Origin of the sequence: Deinococcus sp. AB2017081, assembly GCF_034440735.1 — a bacterium.
Lineage (GTDB): Bacteria > Deinococcota > Deinococci > Deinococcales > Deinococcaceae > Deinococcus > Deinococcus rufus.
The window spans coordinates 3,048,228-3,069,274 of sequence record NZ_CP140098.1; the positions used below are offsets into that span (position 1 = coordinate 3,048,228).

Below are 21,047 nucleotides of genomic sequence, written 5' to 3' on the forward strand. Positions count from 1 at the left end.
CCGCGAGGAAGTCGGCACCCCCTATAGTCCCTGCACTCACGCGGCCCACCCGGCCGTCCAGTCGACCGTCCTGACACGCACCTCGCGGAGCCCGGGGTACAGGTCGGCTATGAGGTCGCGGATGACGTCGGCGTGCGCGTCCGAACCCGTCAGCCAAACCTGTGGGTTGGGGCCGTATGCCAGGATTTTCGTCTTCAGCCGCGCCCTGGAGTACGACCCGGAGGAGTACTCCACATACCAGCTGCGCGTGATCGCGTCTGGCCGTTTTTCGTGCCACCGGGCGTCGGCGACCACGCCGGGGATGGTCTGGCGATCATTCGTACGGCGGACGGTAACGTGGGCCTCCACGAACCAGGCCACCCGGTCGGCCGGGATGCGCAGACGCCGGCGCCCCATGGCCAGGCCCAGCACCTGGACGTTGCTGTGCCAAGGAGCACGGGCAACAGCAGCGTTGAGCGCCACGACCGGCACGGTCACCACTCCACGGCTCCGGGCGGTGCGTCTGCCCTCGACCTCGGTGATGATGTACCCAGCCGCCCGGAGGTCGTCCAGCGTCGCGGGCAGCGTGTCCGGCAGCCACCCGTCACTCACAGCGACGTGCAGGGGCACCATCCGGTCCACATGCAAACACTGTCTGGCAGCTGCGAAATCGATGGTCATGGAGGCATCGTGGCGCCACCAGACACGTCCGTGTTGGCCGGTTGATCACCACACCCGCAGCGACCCCCGAACCATGAAGGCGGGACTGCATGACCATCCAGTTGACATCACCGTCGCCAGATTGGTGTCCGGTGCCTTCTCACGTCAGCGGCGGCACGCGGTGGTGTTCGCCGCGACCATCAGCCCGGTGTCCAGGCGGCCGTAACCCACGTCGTCGTTGCGGGCACCCTTCTGCGAACCGGCCACCTTGAAGCAGCCGATCAGGTGGTCGTACAGCGCCTGGCCCTTCAGGCCGTTCGTGGGGCTGCCGTCCGCGCGGTACTGCTCGTTGGCGTACATCCACAGCGCGATCTGCGAGGACATCCACGGCGCGGCGAAGCTCGTCCCGCTCCAGTACTGCTCCTGCCCGTTCACGATGGACGGCACGGCCATCGAGGGCGCGGCGGCGTCCACGCCGGGGCCGGAGCTGCTGCCCTGACCGGCGGTGTAGGGATCCTTCCAGTGGCTGCCGTCGAACATCACGCCGCCCGCACCGATGGAGAACTGCGCGCTGGACGTGTCGGTCGTCTTGTTCGTGGTGAGCGTGTTGCCCACCGACGCGACGACCACGACGCCGCGGTCCGCGGCCCGGCGGAACAGGCCCGTGAAGTACTCGGTGGCGGAGTCCCCGCCGAAGCTCATGTTCAGCACCCGCGCCGGGTAGGGGTTGGTGTACGTCACGCCGTCCACGGTGACGCTGCCCATCGCGTAGTCCATGGCGACCGCGACCGACGGGAAGTCCAGGTTGCGGGCGCCCGACGCGACGTTGATGGGGAGCACCTTGACGAGGTTGTACGACGTGCTCACGCCGACCCCGCCGCCGTTGGTGGTCATGGCGATGATGCTCGCCACGGCCGTGCCGTGCGGGTCGACTTCACCGGACGGCGCAGCGACGCCCTTCTGGTGGCCGAACGCGTCGAACCACGCGGATTTCGGCACGAGGTTCGCCTCGGCGTGCGCAGTGCTGCCCGTCCAGCCGGTGTCGATCACGGCGACGACGATGTTCTTGCAGCCCTGGTCCACCTGCGACCACGCGCCGTACTGGTTGGTCATCGGCAGGTACTTGTTCTGGTTGACCATCAGCGTGTCGCTGGGGGTCGGCAGGCCGTGGGTCTTCAGGGGGCTGAGGTACTCGGCGTACTGCACGGTGCCGTCCGCCACCAGGGCGCGCGCGGCGGCCGCGTCGCTGGCCTTCAGGGTCGCCCAGTAGCCGGTGTTGCTGGTGACGCTCACGCCGGACGCCTTGAGGGCCGCGAGCCCGGCCTCGGCGGACTGGCCGGTGGGGAGCAGGACGGCGACGGCCGCGCCCGCGGCGGGCTTCACGCTCAGGGCCCCCATGGTCTGCAGGGACGCGCTGACGCCGCGCAGGGTCCGCTCACGGTCGCTGGGCGTCTCGGTGCGTGCCACAGCGAGCGCGCCGAGCGACTGGCCGTTCACCTTGCCGGCGCACCACGGGCCGGTCTGCGGTTGACCGTTCCAGAAGCCGGGCGCGGGGGTGTAAGCAGCCGGGATGGGTGCAGGGGATGGCGCAGGTTGTGGAACCGGCACAGGTGAAGGAGCCGGGGATGGGACAGGGCCAGGTGCCGGCGTGATGGTACCAGGCGTCGAATCTGAACCCGACGTCGTCGAGCCACAGGCAGTCAGCGCCAGGGTCAGGAGGGCGATCTGGCTGATGCGATCAAATTGTCGGGGCACAGGCCATTCTAGAAGCACTGGGAGTACGGTGTTGCCTCACTTGCGACAACAGCGGATGGGCCTACGAACGTACGCCCGTAAGCCCTTTGAATGGTGGACGGTCTACTCGAGATCCGGCAGCCTGCGGCGCCATGCCGCGCCACGGTCAGCCCAGCACCGGGATCCTCTGGAGGTCTCAGGGTGATCCATGCCCGCACTGACCGGCAGGCGGTGATTTTGGAAGCCCAGGAGACAGTGGCCCGACTCGGAGCCGACGCGGTGCGGTACCCATCTGGCGCACCCGCCGCACAATTGATCTGGCCGCACGTGCGGCCGGTCGAGGGGCCGGTCGGCGCCCGGCAGGGCGTGCCGACGCTCTGCCGCGTCCGGCCCGTACACGGCGGCACTGCGCATGAGGTAGGCGATCAGGGCGTCCCGGTACGGCTCCACCACCGCGACCGCCTCGCCGATCCTGATCGTCGGTCCTGTGAGTTCGAGCCTGGCCTCCTCGGTGACATGGAGGGTGACGCCCAGCGCCGCCAACCTTTCAAGCATCAGGCGCGGGATCGTCACAGGGTCACCGTCATCATGGCCGTGCCGGGCACCTCCTCATCGTCCGTGACCGGGACGGCTGCGTGCTCGACCGGGACAGGCTCCGACACTGTCTCCACCGCCGCTTCTCTGAACTGCGTCACGCTCATCCCTCTCTGTCCCAGTGAAGAGAAGGTAATCGGGACGAATGTTAAGCCGCACCCAGACACACTTTCCTCGCCGTAATCTTTTTTCGTCCCGGTCGCCTGGAGGTAATCGCCATAGTCGGCGCGCAGGTGCAGCAACTCGACCCTCGCCCCGTCTGCGCTGCCGAAGACGCTGCGGCGATGGGTCGTCCGGTCTCCCTCGCTGATCAGGTAGCCCAGGGGCCGCAGCGCCTCCTTGATGCGCCGCCAGAGCGTCCGGGCGGGTGGCAGGGCCACGTCCTCACCGGCCGTGTAACGCTCGATCTCCGTGTACAGCGCCGCTGGGAGGAACATCAACCACTCGACACCATCGATGACCTCGACGTAACCGGCCAGCGAAGCCCGTGGGTTTGGCTGTGAGTCGCTCCCATCCGCAGATGGTTGCCACCCATATTTCCCAGGGTCAGTCGGAGCCTGACCTGTATCGGCGTCAGCGAGGTAGATGCGCTGCGTCAACAGGAGGGTCTGGATGATCCGCAGGGTCGACCGCACCGGGTCGGATTCCGACAGGTGGGTGGCCTGGTCGGTACTCATCTCTCGCAGCGCCGCAACGACGCGTCGCCAGTACGCCTGTGCTTCCGTCGCACTGACAGCACCGGCCTCGCACGCAAACGTCAGGTAGACCCGCCACGCGCCTGCGAGGTCAGCGATGTTGTCCGGCGTCCGGTTGTGCGCGCGTGACGCCTCAAACAGCCACCTCAGCGGATCCCGTATGTCGCGAATGTATGCACGCCCGTACAGCGCCTCCTTGTGGCGGGCAATCCATGCGATGTACGCGGACATTGCAGCCGCGTACAGCCCGTTGGCCGCTAGGCGTTGCGCCTCACGGTAGGCCGCAGAAGTACGCGGCGTGATGAGGGGCTCGTCGATCTCCACGGTGACCGTCCGGGCCACATCAGAGAGGCGGGCCACGGACAGCTCGCCGGTGATCATCACGACTCCACGGGGGTACTCGCCTCCCCGGACGCTGCCGTCGGTGGCGCCTCGCATGCGGCCGCCACCCTCGCCGACAGCGGCGATGATGCGCCCGACCTCCCCCTGAGCTTTCGCCATGGCCAGCCCGCTGCCGGCGGGCTTATAGTCGTCGATCACAAAGAGGACGTCGGCTGCTGAAAACGCCGACAGGGTGATCGAAAACCCGGTCGACGTGAATGTCGCCGGCAGGTGGTCGTCGCGCCACTCTGCGCCGTAGTGCGCCTGACACAGAACCGCCAGGGTGGTCTTGCCGCTGCCCGTCTGCCCGGCAACCCAGACGACGTACCTCGCGCGGCCCAGGGGCGCACGGTACGTGGCGGCCAGCATGGGGACGGCGACTCGATCCGGGGCGAGCTCGAGCAGGGCCAGTGAGGCCCGGATGGCCGACCGGGCGGTGTGTGGGTCTGGCTGCGCCGGCAGGTTGAAGCTGGTGAGGTTGCCGAGCAGTTCGACCCGGGCGCCCTGGAAGGACTCACCCGATGTGATTGCCCCGGCCTCTCCGGCGTGCAGGAACATGCCGTCAACCCAGCCCGTCTGCGTGTAGATCACCTCGCGCGCGATGCCCGCCGCGTTGGACTGCTGCATGATCGCAACCCTGAGATGATCGCGGACACCCCGGCCAGCAACGACGTAGGCCCTTGATCCCCACTTGGCCATCCAGGTCATGGCATCGTAGTCGGCCGCCGAGACAACGATGGGCCGCAGCGGGTCTCCCGAGGCGTCCGCACCGACGATGGTGTAGTGATGTTCAGTGGCGTTGCCGGTCACCCTCGCGGCGTCCGTGACGATGCGGGCCGAAAAACTGGCCAGGGGCTCGATGATCTCCTCGCCGGCCCGGTTGGTCGTATACCGGCACAGCACGCCGTTGTGGAGACCGTAGTTGCTTGGTCGTTTGGAGACGGCTGCATCGTTGTCCACGACGTCGGGCTCCGCCGCGACGATGGCCGCCTGCAGGAGTGCCCCGAGCGACGGAGCACCGAGGCTGGCCAGGAGATCGCAGGCGTCCGCAGCGGTCATTTCCGGGATGCGCAGCTGGTGGACGATCGCTCCAGCGTCTTGCGCCATGGCCGCCCACCTAACCCGCCCCTCTTCGCCGGCAGTGTCTGCGTCGCCAGAGATGTACACGCGGTGTCCCCGCAGGCTGGGGCTCAGCCACGGCTTGTTACGCACTCCAGCGATGCCCTGGACGGCCACACCCTTAATGCCCGCCACGCGGAGGGCGTTAGCAACAGCGACCGCGTTGAGCTCACCTTCCAGCCAGATTTCGTCGCCGGTGGGTTCAGGTGCTGGGCAGTAATGGGCCGGCGCGCCACTCCCCTTGCTGGCGTAGCGGTAGCGGTCTTTCTTGGCCTTGCTCAGCTCCTCCTTGGTGCCGGGATTTCGGACTTTTAGGGCAACCGGCTGACCATCAACTCCGTTGACCACGAACGCAACAGCCCCAGGCAGGATGGCGTGGTTGATCGGGCGTCGCCCAGTGAATTGGTATGCCTTCAAGGAACCGCTGCTGGCCTCGCCCAGGAGGCCACGGGACTTCAGTTCCTGACACTCAGGAGCGTCTGCCGGGGTATCCGCCGTGATCAGCTTCCATCCGTCCGGGAGCGTCGTCACATCGATAGCGCTGGTCCGGTAGAGCTGGGCCCCCAACAGCCCCATCGCCGTTCGACTCGGGTTCCGGGGCCTCTTCAGGCTGGTCGGCTGGTTGTCAGTGGGCAGGCCAGCGCGGTCAATGAGTTCGGTGATTGCATCCCTGAGTGTGAGTCCTTTGCAAAGCATGAGCAGATCGACGCAGGTGCCCCCTTTCGTCTCGCCGTCGTGGCGGTTGTAGACCCACGTGCCGTCTTTCAGTTGTCGCACAGTGAACGACGGCGTGGCCTCTTCGAGGCCGGGGCGCGGGTCGTACATGTTGCCCCCGCGCGTTCCGTCCTCGTAGAGCCCGTTGAAGTTGGCAGCGGGGCACAGCTCGCGGAGCATTTCCGGCATACTGACGGTGCGTTTTGCGATGTCGAGGGCCTTGGCAAAGCTCGCCGTTCCCGCGGCGGGCTTCACTCGTTTCCGCCGAGGCCATTGAACCACCGCGTCATTTCGTCGCGGTGGATCCGGTGGATCCGCCGCGAGAAGCGCTTGACGTCCAGCTCTCCTGAGCGCGCTGCCGCGTCGTACACCGCGCGGCTGACGCGCAGTTCGGCGCACACTTCGGCGGGCGTGAGGTAGGTGTGCTTGGTGCTGTCGGGCTGTTTCTTGTCGGGCATGTGGGTGGCTCCGCTGCGATAGCAGCAATCGATCCAGGCTCAGGCCGGCAGCAGATACCGGGGTATCTGTGTGACGGTCTGCGAAATGGAGCGCCCTGTGGCGCTCGACAGATCAGGCCTGGAGCGGTGGAGCCATCGGTGCGCACGGTGGATGCGGCCGGTGGTGGTATTTGCGCGGCAGAGGGGGTTCGAACCTTACCGGCTCGACCAGGCGGTCGAGGTAATCACGGTAGCCGTCGGCCACAAGCCGCCGCAGCAGCACTTCCAGCGATCTACGGCGGCTGCGCATCACCTGCAGGACGGCCGTCACGAGCGGTCGAACGCCGGCTGCCGAGTAGTACAGCAGGTGGATGAGGAGCTCGTGGTTGCTCAGCCCGGAGAGGCTGGAGGGATCCGAGCCGAACAGACTCGCGTTGTCGCAGATCTCGTCCTCGGCAGCGGCGACCAGATCCGCGAAGTCAGCCCTTTGGTACCACCGCTCATCGCACGCCTCAAGGCGCAGGCAGGCCAGCACGCTCGCGTGACGCTGCAGTACCAGACCCACCTTGAGGATCACGTCCTCCTCCCTCCGCGGTGAGGTCACTGACGACCCACGTGCAGCGCTGTCCGGCATCTGCACGTCGTCACCTGTCGTCTTAGTCGCGGTAGGGTCTGGGGTCATTACGTCCCCAACAGTATTGGGGATCGAAGACAACGAGTCTGTGCTTTTACCTTCACTACGACCCACACGCATCACCACAATGGCAACCACAATACCGACACGATCCCACAGGATTTTTCAGAGGTTATCCGGAATCAACTGTGTCGAGATTCCCGCTGTAATACGCGTGTTTTCGCATCCCCAGGAACAGCCGAACTTCGTCAATAACATAACCACATTCGCTTCACACGCGAAGGGTCGTAGGTTCAAGTCCTATACCGCCCACCAACGAAACTCCGATACAGTCGGAGTTTTTTCATTTTACTCGTCCTTGTTTGGAGTTGCATTTCTGGCTGTACAACCGCCTGTGCAACCGATTGGGTGTTCTGCAGGTAGACGGGGCGCTCTCCATGGTTCCTCCGGATAACCCTGCCAAGGCAGTTCAGGCGTTCGTGGATCTCCACGAACGCCTGGCGGTCACTCACCTCCCGCCCTCTGTGGCAGGGACGCCGAGGGGCACCTCAGGGTCAGCCCCCGCAGCGGTGTCTGTGGGTCGTGTCCTGCTCCAGGCGTCAGGGCCGCAGGCGGGCCACGGCAAAGGTGAAGGTGGTGCTGCCCGGCGCGGTGAAGTTCCCCGGTAGGAGCAGCTTGCCGTCCCGCTGATACGTCACCGCACTCCCGCGACTGAAGCCCGTATCCCTGAAGGTCGTGCTGGACGGCAACAATTCCTTCAGCTTCCCGTTCTTGTCGTAGATCGCCGGGTAGATCAGCACGTCATTCTTGGGCGTCAGAACCAGGGTGCTGAAGCCCAGGCTGCTGTCGAAGGCCACGGTGCCGCCCTGACCAAACGTAGTGTCGAGTGTTCCCTGTGGGGTGAACCGGAAGAACGTGCCCTGATTCGCCTCTCCGGTGTACACATCGGCCGCGACGAAGATCCCGTCTCCCGGCAGCACGAGGAAGCGGAAGTAGGGGACGGCGGCGCTGCCGAAGCCGGCCTCGCCGTTCGTCCCGAATGATGGGTCTGGCGTGCCAGCCGGCGTCAAGCCCAGGATGGCCGTTTCGGTGCCAAGCAGGATGCGCCCAGACGACTGAACGGCGAGATCCTGGGTATTGCTGGACACGGTCACCGTGCCGGACGTCCCGAAGGTGAGGTCGGGTGTGCCGGCCGCCGTGAGCTTCGTCAGGGCCGTGCCTGTCCTGACCAGCAGGCTGCCGTCCAACAGGCGGAGCACCTGAACGGCGATGCCGTCTTCAAGACGGGCCACGCCGCCCGCGCCGAAGGTCGGGTCGAGTTGGCCAGTCGGCAGCAGGCGGTACACCACGGCATTGCGACCCGTGGAGGTTTCCACACCGACCAGGACAATTCGACCGTCGGGTTGTACAAGCAGATCGTTGACAGTGTCTGCCCCTGGTGTGCCGTCCGGTACCGGAAGGGTCGGGTTGAAGATGACCTGACCGCCGGTGCCGAACGAGGTGTCCAGGCTGCCATTCGCGTTGTAGCGCACGACGGCGATCTGTACATCATCCTGTCCGAGATTCGTTGCCGCCACGATCCGGCCGTCGGCCTGCTGCACCGCCTTGACCGATGAACTGTTGACGGCCGGGTCGCTCCCCAGGGGCGTGACGGCAATACCGTCCCCGTCGAAGGTGGTGTCAAACGGAATGCTGGTCGGCTGCTTGACCCCCAGAGCACCCAGGGGTGCAGACGACGAGATCCCGGCGACCGGTGGGGTGGAGCGGCCACACGAGAACAGGAGCAGGGAACTACAGATGATCAGGGCCGTACGCTGGTAGTGGTACATGATTCTCCTCATGACGCCACAGGCTGCAGTCGGGAGACCGCGTGAATGACCGACCTGTCAGACGCAGCATGACCAGATGAACGGCGACGCGCGAGCGAAGTTGATCACGCCCCCTTTTACGCTTGTTTCATTAATTATCGGTCAGATTCAATCCATTTAGCGTCAAGACGTAGGTATATTTCTTGCTCATCCTGAATGTAGTGCCGTTATCAGGGCCCGTTTCACACCCGAAGGGTCGTAAGTTCAAGTTCTATACCGCCCACCAACACAAGACCTCGACTCAGTCGGGGTCTTTTCATGTGGTGGGCAACCGGTGTGGGCTGGCCAGCACCGTGGTGCGGCGGACGGCCGCGACCCTGGAGCTGCCATGGAACGGTGGCCTCCACAGTGGTGAAGCCGGAACCCTAGACCGTCGTCGGGCACTGACCTCAGGTTCTGAACCCGCCGCCCCCCAGATCCAGCGGGGCGGCACCGGGCTTCGCCAGCCGGTACCGCCCCGGAGTGGCCCCGTCAGACTGGCTCGGTCGCGGCCAGCCGCTCCAGCACCGCCGGGTCTTCCAGGGTGCTGGTGTCCCCCTCGATGGTGCGGCCGGCGGCGATCTGGCGCAGGAAGCGCCGCATGATCTTGCCCGAGCGGGTCTTGGGGAGCGCGTCGGCGATGATGATCGCGTCGGGCCGGGCCAGGGCACCGATCTCCTTGCTGACGTGGGCGCGCAGGGCGGCCGGATCGACGGTCTGCCCGCCCTGCGGCGTGACGAAGGCGACCACGCACTCACCCTTCACGTCATCGGGCTTGCCGACCACCGCCGCCTCCGAGACGCTGGGGTGGGCGACCAGCGCAGACTCGATCTCCATGGTGCCCAGCCGGTGCCCGGAGACGTTCAGGACATCGTCCACGCGGCCCATGACGGTGTAATAGCCGTCGCCATCGCGGCGGGCACCGTCACCGGCGAAGTACACGTGCGGGATCTCGCCCCAGTAGGCCTTTTGATACCGGGCGTCGTCGCCATAGACGGTGCGCAGCATGCTGGGCCACGGCCGCTTGATCACCAGCAGGCCGCCGTCGTCCGGGCCGAGTTCCTCGCCCTCACGGGTCATGATGGCGGCGTCGACGCCGAACATGGGCAGGCCGGCACTGCCGGGCTTGCTGGGGTACGCGCCGGGCAGGGTGGTCAGCATGATCGAGCCGGTCTCGGTCTGCCACCACGTGTCCACCACGGGGCAGCGCTCGCCGCCGATCACGCGGTAGTACCACATCCACGCTTCCGGGTTGATCGGCTCCCCCACCGAGCCGAGCAGCCGCAGCGAACTCAGGTCGTAGCGGTTCGGGTACTCGTCCCCCTGGCGCATGATGGCGCGGATCGCTGTGGGCGCCGTGTACAGGATGGTCACGCCGTGCTTCTGCACGATGTCCCAGAATCGGCCCCAGTCGGGCTGGTTGGGGGCCCCCTCGTACATCAGGACCGTGGCGCCGTTCAGCAGTGGGCCGTACACGATGTAGCTGTGCCCGGTGACCCAGCCCACGTCGGCGGTGCACCAGTACAGGTCGTCGTCCCGCAGGTCGAACACGGTGCGGGTGGTCAGGTAGGTGCCGACCATGTACCCGCCGGTGGTGTGCAGCACGCCCTTGGGCTTGCCGGTGCTGCCCGAGGTGTACAGGATGAACAGCGGGTGCTCACTGTCCACGGCCAGGGCCTCGTGCGCGTCGCTGGCGGCCCCGACCACGTCATGCCACCACACGTCGCGGCCCGCCTGCATGGGCGGGTTGCTGCCCCCCCGGTTCACCACCACGATGTGCTCCAGACCCGGCGCGTTCTGTGCAGCGGCGTCGGCATTCGCCTTGAGCGGCACGAGGTTGCCGCGCCGCAGGCCGCCGTCGGCCGTGATGAGCACCTTGCTCTGCGCGTCGTTGATCCGGTCGGACAGCGCCGAGACGCTGAACCCGCCGAAGACCACGCTGTGGGCGGCACCGATGCGGGCACACGCGAGCATGGAGATCGCCGCCTCCGGGATCATGGGCAGGTACAGGGTCACGCGGTCGCCGGCCTGTACGCCCAGTCCAAGCAGGGCGTTGGCCGCCTTCTTCACCTCGGTCAGCAGTTCACTGTAGGTGTAGGTGCGCACCTCGCCGTCCTCGCCCTCCCACACGATGGCCCGTTTGGTGCCCAGGCCCCGCGCGACGTTGCGGTCGAGCGCGTTGTACGCGATGTTCGTCTGGGCGCCCACGAACCACTTCGCGTGGGGTTCCTGCCAGTCGAGCACCTGGGTCCAGGGAGCCATCCAGTCCAGTTCGCCGGCCACGTCGGCCCAGAAGGTATCGGGATCGTCGATGCTCTGGCGGTACATGGCGTCGTAGGTCTCGCGGGTCACGCGGGCCTGGGCTGCAAAGGTGTCGCTGGCAGGGATGACGCGGCTCTCGTGCAGCATGGCATCGATGTGATCGGACGGGTGGGTCGTCATGTGAACCTCCGGGCAGGAACGGAATACGCCGTCTGGAGCGGCTGACGTGGGCTGTACCTTCGCGTTGGGTGAACTGTATCGCCCGTAAGGTGGGATTCGGGCCGGATGGTACCGACGCAGTACTGCACCCGGTACACCGGGCCCGTGGGCAGGACAAACCGCGCCTGGATCACCTCCAGGCGCGGCGGCGGCAGCAGCCTCAGTCGTGCGCGGCGACGGTGCCGTCGGTGCCGGCCCCGGTGTACGCGCGGAACTGCATCTCCTCGAAGGCACGCTCGTCCTCGCCCTCGTTGCGGCGCGCGGCCCCCAGCATGGTGCCGATGACCGCGAAGGCGAAGCCGGCGGGAATGCTGATGATGCCGGGGTTCGACAGCGGGATCAGGGGCGCGGCCTGGATCGGCTTGCGGCCGGTGGTCTTCTCGGGCGGGTCGATGCCCATGATGTTGGGGCTGACGGCAATGAGCAGCAGGCAGGTCAGGATGCCCCCGGTGATGCCCCACACCGCGCCGGTGGCGTTGAACTTCTTCCAGAACAGCGTGAACAGGATCACCGGCAGGTTGCTGCTGGCCGCGATCGCGAAGGCCAGAGCCACCAGGAAGGCCACGTTCTGCGTCTGGGCCAGCAGTCCCAGGATGATCGCCGCGACCCCGACCCCGATGGTCGCCAGCCGCGCGACCCGGAACTCTTCCTTGTCGGTCGCCTGCCCGCCGCGCATGACGCCGTTGTAGATGTCGTGCGTGAAGCTGGTGCTGGCGCTGATGGTCAGGCCCGCGACGACCGCCAGGATGGTGGCGAAGGCCACGGCGGTCACGAAGGCCAGCCCGAACTCGCCGCCCACGGTTCCGGCGCCGCCGAACAGCGCCTGGGCGAGCAGCGGCGCGGCCATGTTGCCGGCGGCGTTCGCCTGGGCGATCACGTCCTTGCCGACCAGCACGTTGGCGGCGTTGCCCATGAAGGCGGTCATGACGTAGAAGGCCCCGATCAGCACCATGGCCCACACGACGCTCTTGCGGGCATCCTGTGCGGTGGGTACGGTGTAGAAGCGCACCAGGATGTGCGGCAGGCCGGCAGTGCCCAGCACCAGCGCCAGACACAGCGAGATCAGGTCGACGGGGTTCTTGTAGAGCACGCCAGCGCCCAGGAATTCCGCACCGTTGCGCTGCTCGGCCAGCCCCAGCAGGCTCGAGAAGCTCCAGCCGAAGCGGCTCAGGATCAGCACCGTCATGACGATGGTGGCGAACATCAGCAGGACGGCCTTGACGATCTGCACCCAGGTGGTCGCCAGCATCCCGCCCACCACGACATAGATGATCATCAGGACGCCGACCAGCGGGATCGCGACATTGGCCTTGAGCACGCCGCCCGACAGCAGCGAGATCAGGCTACCGGCCCCCACGACCTGCGCGATCATGTAGAAGGTGCTGACCACGATGGTCGAGATCGCCGCGTACATCCGCACCTTGGGATCTTTCAGTCGGTACACCAGCATGTCGGCCAGCGTGTATTTGCCCAGGTTCCGCAGCGGCTCGGCCACGATGAACAGCACGGTCAGGTAGGCGATGAACCAGCCCACCGAGTACATGAAGCCGTCGTAGCCGTTCAGCGAGATCAGGCCGGTGATGCCCAGGAACGAGGCCGCGGACATGTAGTCCCCGGCAATGGCGATGCCGTTCTGGGTGGCGCTGATCTTGCCGCCGGCCACGTAGAAGTCCGCCGTGCTGGTATTGCGTCTGGAGGCCCAGAACGTGATGCCCAGGGTGATGGCGACGATGATCGCAGCGAGAAGGAAGGTCACTGCTTGGCCTCGGCCGCCAGACGGTCGAAGGTGCGGGCCTTGACGATGTAGATGTAGGCCATGATCCAGCCCATGGCGAACTCCGCGAAGGCCAGCACGTAGCCGAAGGTCACGTTGCCGAAGATCTTGGTGGCCATCAGCGGCTTGTTGTATCCGGCCAGCACCGGCAGCAGGAAGTACAGCACCAGGAACGTGACCGTCATGGTGATGGTGAAGGAATTCCGCTGCGCGACCAGCTGCTGGTACGCCGCGTTGCGGGTGGGAGCGGGGCCGGGGCGTGCCTGGGATACGGTCATGGGTGCCTCCTGTGGTGCAGACGGACGTCGAGCACTGGTTGCCTGGGCCGAATTGTCTGAGCTGCCGTCAGCGTAGGGGGCACCGGCCCTAAAATCAATGGAGAGTGCATCGCCTCGCAGGAGCGCTGCGGAGGATGTCCGAAAATTTCACGCCCAGGATGGACATCCCGTGTTCACCGTGCCACGGCCCTCGACATGATCTGTCTGGACAACACCTGTGATTTCCCGGCTGAGGGACAGAGATGTCTAGATGTATCTGTCCGGCGTGCCCGGTGCAGGAGCCAGCAGACCCGCCTGCCGGACGGGCAAGGGGAAGAGCGGCGGCCGGCGATCCGGGCGTCTGGACGGAAGGACGGCTGCGGCGGATGCCCGATTGATGGCCGGAGCCTCATCGCGTGTGCGGCGCCGCCCCGTCCGTACTGGCGACCGCGCTGCACGGCGCGTCGCGCCAGGGCAGCCGGCGTGATCCTGCGCTCCAGGGTCGCTGCAATGGTGGTTCACCCTCTGAATTCCAACGTCTCAGCGCGTATGGTGGGCACAATGCTCCGTGACCAGCTGGCCAGGCCCCTTCGCGATCTGCGGATCAGCGTGACGGATCGCTGCAACCTGCGCTGCACCTACTGCATGCCCGCCGAGGTGTTCGGCCCGGACTACGCCTTCTTGCCCCGCACCGATCTGCTGAGTTTCGAGGAGATCGAGCGTCTGGCCCGGGCCTTCGTGGCCCTCGGCGTTCGCAAGCTGCGGATCACGGGCGGTGAGCCCACGCTGCGCCGCGATCTGCCGGAGCTGATCGCCCGCCTGACCCGCCTGCCCGGCGTGGACGATGTGGCCCTGACCACCAACGGCCTGCTGCTGCCCCGCATGGCGGCCGACCTGAAAGCGGCGGGCCTCCACCGCGTCACGGTGAGTATCGACAGCGTGGATCCAGAGGTGTTCGGCCGCATGAACGGCCTGGGCACGCACCCCCAGAAGGTTCTGGACGGAATCGAGGCCGCCCTGCACGTGGGCCTGGGTGTCAAGATCAACACCGTGGTGCAGCGCGGCGTCAACGAGGCGGGCCTGCGCAACCTGTGGCTGGCCCTGCGCGAGAAGGGCGCGGTGCGGTTCATCGAGTTCATGGATGTCGGGAACCACAACGGCTGGAACCTGGACAGCGTCGTGCCGTCCCGCGAGGTGCTGGCCCGCCTGAGCGCGGACGGGTCGGGGGCCGAGTTCCGGCCGCTCGACCCCAACTACGTGGGCGAGGTCGCGGCGCGGCACGTGGACGACGCTGGACACGAGATCGGGCTGATCTCGTCCGTCAGTGCGCCGTTCTGCGGGGACTGCACGCGGGCGCGGCTGTCGGCCGTGGGCGTGCTGTACACCTGCCTGTTCGCCGGCAGTGGCGTGGATCTGCGGGGGCCGATGCGGGCCGGCGCCGACGATGACGGGCTGCGTGAACTCATCGCCGGCACATGGTCGAACCGCCGCGACCGGTACAGCGAGGAGCGGGGCGAAGCGACCCTGGAGCGCCGCGGGAAGATCGAGATGTCACACATCGGCGGGTGAGCGTCCCGCGTCACGGCGATCAGTGTTGTCCCCAGTCCGGGAACAGATCAGACAACCTTGTGTCCGCATGACACTAACTTTAAGATGAGATGAAGCGCCGCTCGCGAGCGGAAGCCACCGGAGGGATGCATGGCGAAGTACCCGCTCATCAAATCGACTCTGAAAGACCGCCTGCTTGGGGGTCATTACACCGAGGGGCTGCCGCTGCCCAGCGAGCCTCAGCTCGCCCGCGAGTTCGAGGTCTCCCGGATGACGGCCCGCCGGGCCATCGACGAACTCGAGCGCGAGGGCTACGTGTACCGGGTGCAGGGGGCCGGTACCTTTCCCACCGGCAAGAGATTCCGCCAGGGCATGTTCCGGGTGCGGCCCTTCAAGGAGTGGGCGCGTCACCCGGATCACCGCACCACGGTGCTGCGGGCCATGCAGATCGAGGCCACCCCGGAAATTGCCATCGTGCTCCAGATCCAGCCCGGCGACCCGGTGATCTTCGTCCACCGCCTGCGGAATGCCGGCGACGAGGCGCTGGTTATCGAGAAGCGGTACATCAATGCGGCGCTGGTGCCGGGCCTGCTGGAGCACAACCTGGGCGTGGAGAGCATCCACGAGACCATGGTGTCCCTCGGCGTGCCGCTGCAACGCGTCGAGCAGAATCTGGAGGCGGTGAACCTGCGCCAGGAGGAAGCGGAACTGCTGCGCGTACCCCTGGGAACCGCCGCCTTCCTGCTGCGCCGCACCACCTACAGTGGCCAGCGGCGGGCCAGCTACGTGAACTACTGGGTGCGCGGCGACCGCTACGCGTTCCAGGATACCTTCGAGCCGTAAACACCGAGGGGCCCGACCGCACAAGACCGCCGCCCCCATCACTGGAGGCGGCGATCCGGGTGGAGCGGAACCTTACTTGCCAGCTTTGGCGGCGTCCACCAGGGCCTTGAAGGCTTCCGGTTCACGGGCGGCGATGTCGGCCAGCACCTTGCGGTTCAGGTCGATGCCGGCACGCTTGAGGCCACCGATGAAGGTGGAGTAGTTCATGCCGTGCAGGCGGGCGCCGGCGTTGATGCGCTGGATCCACAGGCGGCGGAAGTCGCGCTTCTTGTTGCGGCGATCCCGGTACTCGTAGGTCGCGGCGTTCAGCAGCGTCTGGAAGGCGTTGCGGTACTGCTTGGAGCGGCTGCCCCAGAAGCCCTTGGCCCGCTTCAGGACTTTCTTGTGGCGGCGGCGGCGGACGATCCCGGTCTTGGCGCGTGGCATCTAACTCACTTCCCCTTCGGCAGCATGAGTTTCATGCGCGCCCATTCGCTCTTGGCCAGGACGAAGCCCTTGCCCTTGCCGCGGATCTCGTCGCCGCTCTTGCCGGTGTTCTGGTGGCGTTTGCCACTCTTGAACGCCATGACCTTGCCGGTGCCGGTGATCTTCACGCGGCGCTTGGCCATCTTGTGCGTCTTCATCTTGGGCATGTCGCCCTCCTTGCTAGTCCAGTCGCACTCCGGTCTGGAGGCTTCTGTCTGGGGTGCGGGCCGCTCCGCGCTGGGAGCCGTTGGTCGCCCTGCCCCACTTGACCAAGAGAGAACTCTACACGAGCACGGGGGAACGGGTCAAGGCTGGCGGAAGTACCACTGCGTTCCGACGTGGACGGAGCCGTCTTTGTCGAAGATGCGCCGCATGGCATGGTTGTCGGCCGAGGTCATGCCCCCGTGCCGGACATGATCGGCACCCAGCCGGGCCAGCAGATGCCGGTGCAGCCGGGTGCCCAGGCCGTGACTGCGCCGTTCTGGCCGGACGCCGATCATGTCCACGCCGCCGTAGCCGGGTTTCGCCGGGCCGTAGGCTCCCAGCGCCACCGGCATCCCATCGTCCTCCAGGGCGACCACTGTCCACCCCGCCTGAACTCCGTGCGTGAGGCCGAGATCAGACCGGCCCAGCACCGTCAGGAGGTCTTGGATATCGGCCCGCTCCAGCCAGGTGGCATCCCCCTCGCTGGCGTGTGGATCGGGAGAGAAGGTGCCACGGGTCAGATCCGTCTCGTAGTACACCGTCGTGTCGTCCAGCGCCCAGCCGGCCTCCAGTACCGGGGCAGACGGGACATCGGCCCGGGCGCTGTCGAGCACGAGCTGCCGCTCCGGGGAGAGGGCATGCCGCAGTGCAGTCAGGAACGCCGTCACCGCTCCGGCCGGTGCATCGGCCCGCACGTGCGGAAAGACGTAAGGATGGGGGGCCGGGCCAAACGTGACCGCACCCTCGACGCCGCGTGGCGTGCGAAGGATCAGCGTGTCCGACAGGTGGGCCTCGCCGCGCTGCACCCGGCCTCTGTAGGTCTCCAGGAGCCTTGCCGTCTCCAGTGGATCTGGATGCAGGGCGTACAGGTCGGTCAGGGTGTCAGGGGTGGCGGGCAGGATCGTGACGCTGTTCAAGGGGGTGACCTCGGGTGGGCCGGTCACCGAGGCGGGTTCAGCAGGCGGTGACCGTGGAGCAGGCGACGGGCCGGGCGCAGGACTGGTCGGGTTGGTTCATGGGGCACCTCCGGGAATGTGCTGACTGTACCGAGGTCGCGGGGCCGTCCGGGACGCAGATGGAGCGGGTAGGCCACTTGACCTACCCGCTCCACGCCTCATGCCCCTACTGTTTCGGCGTCTGACCGGCCTTCCTGATGGCGTCGAGAAGTTTCCCGACTGCCTGCGCGACGTTGCCAGCCTCGCGTCGCACATCCGGGTCGCGGGACAGGTGACCCAGCCGGTCGGCGGCCCGTCTGGCGGCATCGAACAGGGCCTCGGTGGGCACGTAGGAGCGCTTCGGACGGCTCATAGATCAAGCTGCGTGGGCGTGAGCCACAGCGCCCGGAAGGGTTCCAGGGTGATGGTCGGGCGGTACAGGCTGAAGCCGCTGCCGCTCAGGTGATCGAGCGCGAATTCGCCCACCACGTCGCGCAGGGCGTAGGCCGGGAACTGGATCCGGTGCTCGCTGAAGTTGTAGACGCCCAGGACGCGCCCGGACGGGTGGTCACGGCGCAGCAGCAGGACACAGGGATCGGGACTGTCCAGCACCACCGATTCCACACTGGCATGGAGTTGTGGCATGGACTTGCGGACATGGATCAGGTGACGCAGGCCCGCGTTCACCTGCGCGGCCGGGGTCGAGGGATCGGCGCTCACGCGGCCGGCCCGTTCCCAGTCCATGCGGGGCCGGTGAACCCAGCGGTTGTCCAGGGCGTGCTCGGGGGTGGTCTCGAAGGTGTAGTCGTTCAGTTCAGCCACTTCGTCGCCCATGTACAGCAGGGGCACGCCGCCGAAGCCCAGGATGACGGCATGCGACAGCAGGAGCCGCTGCACCGCGTGCTCGATCCACAGGTCGCTCCCGGCCTCCAGTCCGGCTTCCAGCCCTGCCAGGGAGGCCGCGCTGCCGCTGATGCGCCGGTCGCCGGTCTGCGGGTTGTACTGGAACACCAGGCCCCGTGCGAAGGAGCCGGGATGCTCGCCGCTGTAGAAGTCGCTGAGAAAGTGCCGGTGCCCGGCGCCGTCCAGTCCCACCCGCGCGGCGTCGGCGTCGCTGATGGCCCAGCCGATGTCGTCGTGGCAGCGGACGTACAGGCCCCAGGTCGTGTTCGTCGGTTTGGGCGGGAAGGCCCGCAGCGCCGCCGTCATCAGGCGCACGTCGCGCGAGGCCAGCGCACTCCAGAGCTGCACCATGAGGCTGTTGTGGTACGCCATGTCGCTCACGCGGCCGTGGTGGTCGCCGGTACCCAGGTAGTGGATCAGGTCGGCGGGGGCCACGATGGCCTCGGCCTTGAAGGCCACGGCAGGGGCCACGATCCGCGCACACGCCCGCAGGGCGCGGGTCAGGTGATGCACCTCGGGCTGGTTCTGGCTGTCCGTGCCCAGACGCTTCCAGATGAACGCGATGGCGTCCAGCCGGAAGACCTCCACCCCCCGGTTGGCGAGGTGCAGGATGATGTCCACGAACTCGCGGAAGACCGCCGGATTGCCCCAGTTCACGTCCCACTGGTAGGTGTTGAAGGTCGTCCACACCCAGCCCTGCGCGTCCTCGTTCCACGTGAAGTTGCCGGGCGCGAAGTCCGGGAAGACCTCGGGGAGCGTCTGCTCGAAGGCGTCGGGCTGGATACGGTCCGGGTACAGGTAGAAGTAGTCGCGGTACGCGGGGTCGCCGGCGCGGGCCCTGACGGCCCACTCGTGCTCCTGCGCCACGTGGTTGAGCACCAGATCCAGCACCAGACTGATGCCGCGCGCGCGCAGATCGCGGGCCAGGGTGGACAGGTCGTCCATGGTGCCCAGGTCGGGCCGCACGGCGCGGTAGTCCTGCACCGCGTAGCCACCGTCGTTCTCGCCGTCGCGGGGCTTCAGGAGGGGCATCAGGTGCAGGTAGGTCACACCCAGGCCCGACAGATAGTCCAGATGCTCGCCCACGCCCTTCAGGGTGCCGGCGAACCGGTCGGTATACGCCACATAGCCGACCACATCCGGCCCCTGCAGCCAGTCCGGGCGCAGCAGCCGCGCCTCGTCGAGCCGTCTCAGGTCGGCAGGTCGGGTGTGGAAGGCGTGCAGCAGGACGGGAATCAGGGTATCCAGCAGCCCGTCGGTGCGCTCGCCGTACACGGCCCGCAGGCTGGCGACCAGTTCAGGGCCGTAGCGGTCGAGGCGCAGCAGAAAGGTGTCGGCGTCGCGGTCGTCGTCGAAGGCCAGACGGAGCGTTGCGCCCAGCTCTGAATTCAGCATGACTCCCAGCATACGGCGGATACTGGAAGGGGTTCCAATCCTGACCGGACACGGGTGGGCGGCCCGCCGGGCACGCCGGTTGGCCGCCCACGGACGCGTGAACTCAGCGCTTGACGAAGTCCAGCAGCAGCTGGTTGAACTCCTGGGCGTGCGTGGCATTCAGGCCGTGCGGCGCACCGGTCATGACATGCAGCTGCGCCTGCGGCTGGTACTGCGGCACCCGCGCCCCGCTGGCCTCGAGCGGCACGATCTGATCCTGATCGCCGTGCACGACCAGGGTCGGCACCGTCAGCTTCGCCAGATCCTGACGGAAGTCGGTCATGCCGAAGGCCCGGACGCACTCCTGCGTGGCGACCGGCGAGGCCTGCAGATACAGCGAGGCCGCAAAGTCGAGGAACTCGTCGCCGAGCGTCGCGGCGTGTGTGTCCCAGTTCAGGAACTTCTTCGTGAACCCGGCCAGGAACTGTGGGCGGTTCTGCGCGACCTGCTGCACCATGCCCTCGACATCTGCCTCGGTCAGGCCGCCATCCGGGTTGTCGGCGGTCTTGAGGAGATACGGGGCCACCGAGGCCACCAGCATGGCGCTGCGGACACGCTGGTTGCCGTACAGGCCGGCGTAGCGGGCCACCTCGCCACCGCCCATGGAGAAGCCCACGAGGGTCACGTCGTCGAGGTTCAGGGTGTCCAGCAGATCCTTCAGGTCGCTCGCGAAGGTGTCGTAGTCATACCCGGTCGCTGTCTTGCCCGACTGGCCGAAGCCCCGGCGGTCGTAGGCGACGACCTGATACCCGGCGTGGCGCAGCGCGTCGATCTGCGCCTCCCACATCCGGCCCGACAGGGGCCAGCCGTGGATCAGGACGACCGGACGACCCTGGCCATAGGTCTCGTAATAGAGCTCGGTGCTGGGGGCGTGGCTGTGCTTCGTCTGGATGGTGGGCATAAGGGAACCTCCTGGAAATCGATCGTGCGACATCGAACGATGTGCTCCACGCTAGGCCGTGCGGTCTGTCTGTGCCTGAGACGAGACTTCAGACGCCCTGAGGAAGTGCTGGGCACAGCTGAAGCCTGGCTGACCCCGACCACGGAGAACGCTCCAGCCCATCACAGACTGGAGCGCTTCAGGGACACGGACTCAGGCGAGGGCGCCGCGTTCCACGTTCAGGTACACGGCCACATCATCCACGCTCTCGACCTGCGTCAGGGGCACATAGTGGTGCTGACCGTCGGACGAATCGGATTTCGTGAGCTTCAGCTGGTCGCCGTCGAGGTGATCCACGGTGCCGACGTGCTCACCGTTGACATCCTTGACCTGCATGTGCTCGCCGCTCTGCTCGAGGCGGGCCTTCAGATCCTGGGCGATGCGGTCGCTGATCTCTCCGGGCTGGGTGTTCTGCGTCATGACCGCAGTGTCCGCGCTGGGCATGGAGATCAGGTGACCGTCAGGTTCA

General features: G+C 66.8%; 19 protein-coding genes. 2 read left to right on the forward strand and 17 right to left on the reverse strand.

Going from position 1 to position 21,047, the window contains the following annotated elements:
- Positions 1–36: 36 nt before the first annotated feature.
- The 10 genes from U2P90_RS14850 to U2P90_RS14895 all read right to left on the reverse strand — a co-directional run bounded on the left by U2P90_RS14850 (position 37) and on the right by U2P90_RS14895 (position 13,327).
- Positions 37–612 (reverse strand): hypothetical protein, encoded by a 576-nt coding sequence (locus U2P90_RS14850; RefSeq protein WP_322472749.1) that lies wholly within the window; start codon positions 610–612, stop codon positions 37–39.
- Positions 613–804: 192 nt separating this feature from the next.
- On the reverse strand, positions 805–2,136 hold the full coding sequence (locus tag U2P90_RS14855) for a S8/S53 family peptidase (RefSeq protein WP_322472750.1): 1,332 nt from the start codon (positions 2,134–2,136) through the stop codon (positions 805–807).
- Positions 2,137–2,496: 360 nt separating this feature from the next.
- Positions 2,497–2,946 carry a hypothetical protein gene (locus U2P90_RS14860; protein WP_322472751.1) on the reverse strand — a complete coding sequence of 150 codons (450 nt, stop codon included), beginning with the start codon at positions 2,944–2,946 and terminating at the stop codon, positions 2,497–2,499.
- A complete protein-coding gene (locus U2P90_RS14865; protein ID WP_322472752.1) occupies positions 2,943–6,131 on the reverse strand; it encodes a hypothetical protein in 3,189 nt (1,062 codons plus the stop codon). The genes U2P90_RS14860 and U2P90_RS14865 overlap by 4 nt, the downstream gene beginning before the upstream one ends.
- Positions 6,128–6,334, reverse strand: a complete 207-nt coding sequence (locus U2P90_RS14870; RefSeq protein WP_322472753.1) for a helix-turn-helix domain-containing protein — start codon at positions 6,332–6,334, stop codon at positions 6,128–6,130. Before U2P90_RS14870 ends, U2P90_RS14865 begins: the two co-directional genes overlap by 4 nt.
- Before the next feature lie 112 nt (positions 6,335–6,446).
- Positions 6,447–6,890, reverse strand: coding sequence for a hypothetical protein (locus tag U2P90_RS14875; protein WP_322472754.1), 444 nt, complete (start codon positions 6,888–6,890; stop codon positions 6,447–6,449).
- 656 nt (positions 6,891–7,546) lie between these two features.
- The gene (locus U2P90_RS14880) at positions 7,547–8,788 is read right to left on the reverse strand and encodes a delta-60 repeat domain-containing protein (RefSeq protein ID WP_322472755.1); all 1,242 of its coding nucleotides are present in this window, start codon (positions 8,786–8,788) and stop codon (positions 7,547–7,549) included.
- 498 nt (positions 8,789–9,286) lie between these two features.
- The gene (gene acs, locus U2P90_RS14885) at positions 9,287–11,236 is read right to left on the reverse strand and encodes an acetate--CoA ligase (RefSeq protein WP_322472756.1); all 1,950 of its coding nucleotides are present in this window, start codon (positions 11,234–11,236) and stop codon (positions 9,287–9,289) included.
- 199 nt (positions 11,237–11,435) lie between these two features.
- Positions 11,436–13,031 carry a cation acetate symporter gene (locus tag U2P90_RS14890; protein WP_322472757.1) on the reverse strand — a complete coding sequence of 532 codons (1,596 nt, stop codon included), beginning with the start codon at positions 13,029–13,031 and terminating at the stop codon, positions 11,436–11,438.
- Complete coding sequence (locus U2P90_RS14895; protein WP_322472758.1) at positions 13,028–13,327, reverse strand: DUF485 domain-containing protein; 300 nt, start codon at positions 13,325–13,327, stop codon at positions 13,028–13,030. The genes U2P90_RS14890 and U2P90_RS14895 overlap by 4 nt, the downstream gene beginning before the upstream one ends.
- A 531-nt stretch (positions 13,328–13,858) precedes the next feature.
- On the opposite strand from U2P90_RS14895, the gene moaA reads away from it, so the two are divergent.
- Both moaA and U2P90_RS14905 read left to right on the forward strand, forming a co-directional pair.
- Positions 13,859–14,875 (forward strand): GTP 3',8-cyclase MoaA, encoded by a 1,017-nt coding sequence (moaA, locus tag U2P90_RS14900; protein ID WP_380101893.1) that lies wholly within the window; start codon positions 13,859–13,861, stop codon positions 14,873–14,875.
- A gap of 129 nt (positions 14,876–15,004) precedes the next feature.
- A complete protein-coding gene (locus U2P90_RS14905; RefSeq protein ID WP_295814669.1) occupies positions 15,005–15,697 on the forward strand; it encodes a GntR family transcriptional regulator in 693 nt (230 codons plus the stop codon).
- Between the two features lie 72 nt (positions 15,698–15,769).
- Here U2P90_RS14905 and rplT read toward each other — a convergent pair whose 3' ends face one another.
- From rplT to U2P90_RS14940, 7 genes are all read right to left on the reverse strand, one after another.
- Entirely contained in the window at positions 15,770–16,123 is a 354-nt protein-coding gene (rplT, locus tag U2P90_RS14910) for a 50S ribosomal protein L20 (protein WP_295814672.1), read from the reverse strand.
- A gap of 5 nt (positions 16,124–16,128) precedes the next feature.
- Complete coding sequence (gene rpmI, locus U2P90_RS14915) at positions 16,129–16,329, reverse strand: 50S ribosomal protein L35 (RefSeq protein ID WP_184112681.1); 201 nt, start codon at positions 16,327–16,329, stop codon at positions 16,129–16,131.
- Positions 16,330–16,467: 138 nt separating this feature from the next.
- Positions 16,468–17,283: a GNAT family N-acetyltransferase gene (locus tag U2P90_RS14920; RefSeq protein ID WP_322472760.1), complete on the reverse strand. Its 816-nt coding sequence runs from the start codon at positions 17,281–17,283 to the stop codon at positions 16,468–16,470.
- Positions 17,284–17,488: 205 nt separating this feature from the next.
- Positions 17,489–17,674, reverse strand: coding sequence for a hypothetical protein (locus U2P90_RS14925; protein ID WP_295814683.1), 186 nt, complete (start codon positions 17,672–17,674; stop codon positions 17,489–17,491).
- Complete coding sequence (locus U2P90_RS14930; RefSeq protein ID WP_322472761.1) at positions 17,671–19,599, reverse strand: alpha-amylase family protein; 1,929 nt, start codon at positions 19,597–19,599, stop codon at positions 17,671–17,673. The genes U2P90_RS14925 and U2P90_RS14930 overlap by 4 nt, the downstream gene beginning before the upstream one ends.
- A 103-nt stretch (positions 19,600–19,702) precedes the next feature.
- A complete protein-coding gene (locus tag U2P90_RS14935; RefSeq protein WP_322472762.1) occupies positions 19,703–20,539 on the reverse strand; it encodes an alpha/beta fold hydrolase in 837 nt (278 codons plus the stop codon).
- A 192-nt stretch (positions 20,540–20,731) separates the two neighbouring features.
- Positions 20,732–20,998, reverse strand: coding sequence for a DUF2171 domain-containing protein (locus U2P90_RS14940; protein ID WP_322472763.1), 267 nt, complete (start codon positions 20,996–20,998; stop codon positions 20,732–20,734).
- Positions 20,999–21,047: the final 49 nt, after the last annotated feature.